Consider the following 4,032-nt stretch of genomic DNA (forward strand, 5'->3'; position numbering starts at 1 on the left):
CACCAGACGCGGTGCCGTTCCGCTTCGGCGGAGGCCTGGGTGTTCGCCGTGTGGTCGCTGGTGGCGATGAGGGCGTACCAGGCGTCGGCGAGGTCGCCGTCCTGGTATCGGCGCTTCGCCCAGGTGATCTCGCCCGATTCCGCCATCGCTTCGACCGAGGGGGTCGCTTCCGGGGATACGAGGAGGATGTCCGCGCCCGCCGCGATGAGGGCCGGGAGGCGGCGCTGGGCGACCTGGCCGCCGCCGAGGACGACCACTTTGCGGCCGGTGAGGCGGAGGCCTACGGGGTAGGCGGGGTGTTCGGCCATGAGGGTGCGGCTCCTGGTGCGGGGCGATGCGGGGCGATGCCTCTGCGGCTGTGCAGTGGTCTTTGACGTGCGGATTTTACGGCGCGGGCGTTTATCGCGGCACTGGTGTCCGGTGGCTGAGCATCGTGGCCGGGTGCGGGTGCGGGGGTCCGTGCACACCCTCCCCCACTCTCGGCTTCGCTCGAGCGGGGGGACCCCCATCGCCCTGCGGAACGACTGCCCACGGACCCCCGTGCCGACAGGCGCCGCCCACGGACCCCGCACGAATCCCGCATTACCCACCGACCTCCGCACGAATCCGGCGGCGCCCACCGACCCCTGTGCCGACCGGTGGCGCCCTCGCGTCGGATCAGTGGTCGTTACTTCTCGGTTACCCCGGCCGAATCGAACGTCGCCACCTCGTGCATTGCTCTCGCTGTGCTCTGGACCATCGGGAGGGCCAGTAGGGCGCCCGTGCCCTCGCCCAGGCGGAGGTCGAGGTCGACCAGGGGGCGCAGGCCGAGCTTGTTGAGGGCGGCCACGTGGCCGGGCTCGGCGCTGCGGTGGCCTGCGATGCAGGCGGCGAGGACCTCGGGCGCGATCGCGCGGGCGACCAGGGCCGCGGCGCCGGCGCTGACGCCGTCCAGGATCACCGGCGTACGAAGGGACGCTCCGCCGAGGAGGAGGCCGACCATGGCGGCGTGTTCGAGGCCGCCGATCGCGGCGAGGACGCCGATCGGGTCGGCCGGGTCGGGCTGGTGGAGCTCGATGGCGCGGCGTACGACCTCCGTCTTGCGCGCGAGGGTCTCGTCGTTGATGCCGGTGCCACGGCCGGTCACTTCCGCCGGGTCGGTGTCCGTGAACACCGAGATCAGGGCCGCCGAGGCCGTTGTGTTGGCGATGCCCATCTCACCGGTGAGCAGGGCCTTGTTACCGGCCGACACCAGGTCGCGGGCGGTCTCGATACCCACCTCGATGGCCTGCCTGGCCTCCTCGCGGGTCATCGCCGGGCCGGTGGTCATGTCGGCCGTGCCCGGGCGGACCTTGCGGGGCAGCAGGCCCGGGGTGGCCGGAAGCTCCGCGGCGACGCCCACGTCGACGATGCAGACCTCTGCACCCACCTGATTGGCGAAGGCGTTGCAGACCGCTCCTCCGCCGAGGAAGTTGGCCACCATCTGCGCGGTGACCTCCTGCGGCCAGGGGGTGACGCCCTGGGCGTGCACACCGTGGTCGCCGGCGAAGATCGCGACGGCCGCGGGCTCCGGGATCGGCGGCGGGCACTGGCGGGACAGCCCGGACAGCTGCGCGGAGATGATCTCCAGCATGCCGAGCGCACCGGCCGGCTTGGTCATCCGCTTCTGCCGCTCCCACGCCTCGCCGAGCGCCTTGGCGTCCAGCGGGCGGATCTGCGCGACGGTCTCGCCGAGCAGGTCGTGCGGTTCCTCGCCGGGCAGGGCACGGCGGCCGTACGTCTCCTCGTGCACGACCCACGACAGCGGGCGGCGCTTGGACCAGCCCGCCTGCATCAGCTCCGGCTCGTCCGGGAACTCGTCGACGTACCCCACGCACAGGTAGGCGACGACCTCCAGGTGCTCGGGCAGACCGAGGGCGCGTACCATCTCGCGCTCGTCGAAGAAGCTGACCCAACCGACGCCGAGGCCCTCGGCGCGGGCAGCGAGCCAGAGGTTCTCGACCGCGAGCGCGGAGGAGTACGGGGCCATCTGCGGCTGGGTGTGCCGACCCAGGGTGTGGCGGCCGCCGCGGGTCGGGTCCGCGGTGACGACGATGTTCACCGGGGTGTCGAGGATGGCCTCGATCTTCAGTTCCTTGAACTGCTTCGCCCGACCCTTCGGCAGCGACTTGGCGTAAGCGTCGCGCTGACGCATGGCCAGGTCGAGCATCGCGCGCCTGGTCTCGGCGGAGCGGATGACCACGAAGTCCCAGGGCTGCGAATGGCCCACGGAGGGTGCGGTGTGGGCGGCCTCCAGGACGCGGAGGAGCACCTCGTGCGGGATGGGGTCGCTGCGGAAGCCGTTGCGGATGTCCCGGCGCTCGCGCATGACCTTCAGCACGGCCTCGCGCTCGGCGTCGTCGTAGGGGGGTGCGGCCGGGCCGGTGGACTGCCGTGCTTCTGTCACTTCCGCCGTGCCCTCTTCCTGGTCGGCGGCCCGGGTGTCCAGGTCCTCCGCGTGCTGTACGAATTCCGCGAGTTCGGGGGCCGGCTCCGTGTCGGCCTCGCGGGGGGCCGGGACGGTGGCCACGGGGTCGGGGCTCGCCGGGGTCTCGGCCCCCTGCTCCTGTGTGGAGTGCTCCTGCGTGGGGTGCTCCTGCGTGGGGTGCTCCTGCGTAGGGAGGACGACAGGGTGCGGCGGGGTGGGAGCCAGGTGCGGGGTGGTCGGCACCGAGCCCTCCACCGGGACGAACTGGCCCACGGGCTGGTCCGGCTGAGGCTCCGACGGGAGACCGGCCGCGGCCACGTCCTGCGGCTGTGCCTCCGCGGGCTGCTGGGCCGGGGCGGGGGTCGCCTCCGGGGCAGGCGTGGCTGCGGCCGCGTCCGCCGTGGGCTCGGGCTGCGGAACGGGGCGCTCCGCTGCGAGCTGGTCGGCGGCGTGGTCCGTGATGGGGGCGGAGGGGTCTGTGGCGGAGGGACCGGTCACGTCGTGAGCGTCCCCGGCCCCGGCCGGGGCACCCGGCTGCGCGTCCTGCACGGGTGGCGTGGCCTCGGCCGTCTGCTGGGGCTGTTGCTGATCGGCGTCGAGGGGTTGGGGGGACGACGGTTCGGTGGAGGTGGCCGCAGCGGGAGCGGGGGGAGCGTCCGTGGGCTGGGGCTGCGCGGCGTCCGTGACGGCGAGGGCGCCGGGGGCCGTGTCCGGGAGCGGCTGGGCGGGCGCGGGGGCCTCGGGTGCGCTGTCGGATACGGCGGGGGTGGGGGTCTGTGGCGCGGCCGATGCAGCCTGCTCGGGCTCGGGAGCCTGCGGCGCGTTGGATGCAACCTGCTCGGGCCCGGAGAGCCTGCGGCGCGTTGGATGCAACCTGCTCGGGCCCGGAGACCTGCAGCCCGTCCGATACAGCCTGCTCGGGCCCGGAGACCTGCAGCCCGTCCGATACAGCCTGCTCGGGCCCAGAGACCTGCAGCCCGTCCGATACAGCCTGCTCGGGCCCAGAGACCTGCAGCCCGTCCGATACAGCCTGCTCGGGCCCAGAGACCTGCAGCCCGTCCGATACAGCCTGCTCGGGCCCAGAGACCTGCGGCACGTCGGGGGCGGCGGTCGCAGGGGCCTGCGTCAAATCGGGGGCAGCCGTGGCGGGAGCCTGGGCCGAATCATGGGCAGCCGTGGCGGCAGCCTGCGCCGCTTCGGGCGTGCCGGTTTCCGACGCGGACTCGGGCGCCACGGTCTCCGGCATCTGCGTGACCTCGGATGCGGCCATCGCCTGCTCAGGAGTCCCGTCGGGTGCGGGGGCGGCTTCTACGACCTGGGGGGTTTCAAGGGCGCTGGTTCCGGCATCCGGGAACTGTCCAGAGCCGGCGCCCGCGATCTCGGCAGCCGCGGCGGCCTGTCCGGCATCCGGCGACTGCGCGGCCCCAGCACCTTGTCCGGCACCCGTGGCCTGCCCATGTCCGGCACCCGTGGCCAGCACCGAGCCGTCCCCATGCTCGGCACCGGCGCCCTGCACAGAACCATCCCCATGCCCGGCACCCGAGGCCTCCACGCCCCCCGGCACCTGGCCGGCGGGCCCGTCAGCC

General features: G+C 73.6%; 3 protein-coding genes. 1 reads left to right on the forward strand and 2 read right to left on the reverse strand.

All coding sequences use genetic code 11. From position 1 onward, the window contains the following. A partial coding sequence (locus tag ACTWQJ_RS47685) for a precorrin-2 dehydrogenase/sirohydrochlorin ferrochelatase family protein (RefSeq protein ID WP_443312616.1) occupies positions 1-308 on the reverse strand: 308 nt, incomplete at its 3' end. A 359-nt stretch (positions 309-667) separates the two neighbouring features. Then, a complete protein-coding gene (gene cobT / locus ACTWQJ_RS47690; RefSeq protein WP_443312617.1) occupies positions 668-3,319 on the reverse strand; it encodes a nicotinate-nucleotide--dimethylbenzimidazole phosphoribosyltransferase in 2,652 nt (883 codons plus the stop codon). A gap of 292 nt (positions 3,320-3,611) precedes the next feature. Here cobT and ACTWQJ_RS47695 point away from each other — a divergent pair. Then, positions 3,612-4,032 (forward strand): hypothetical protein (locus ACTWQJ_RS47695; protein ID WP_443312618.1); only part of this gene is annotated, 421 nt, incomplete at its 3' end.

This window comes from Streptomyces sp. KR55, from assembly GCF_052245645.1.
GTDB classification, from domain to species: Bacteria; Actinomycetota; Actinomycetes; order Streptomycetales; family Streptomycetaceae; genus Streptomyces; species Streptomyces flavusporus.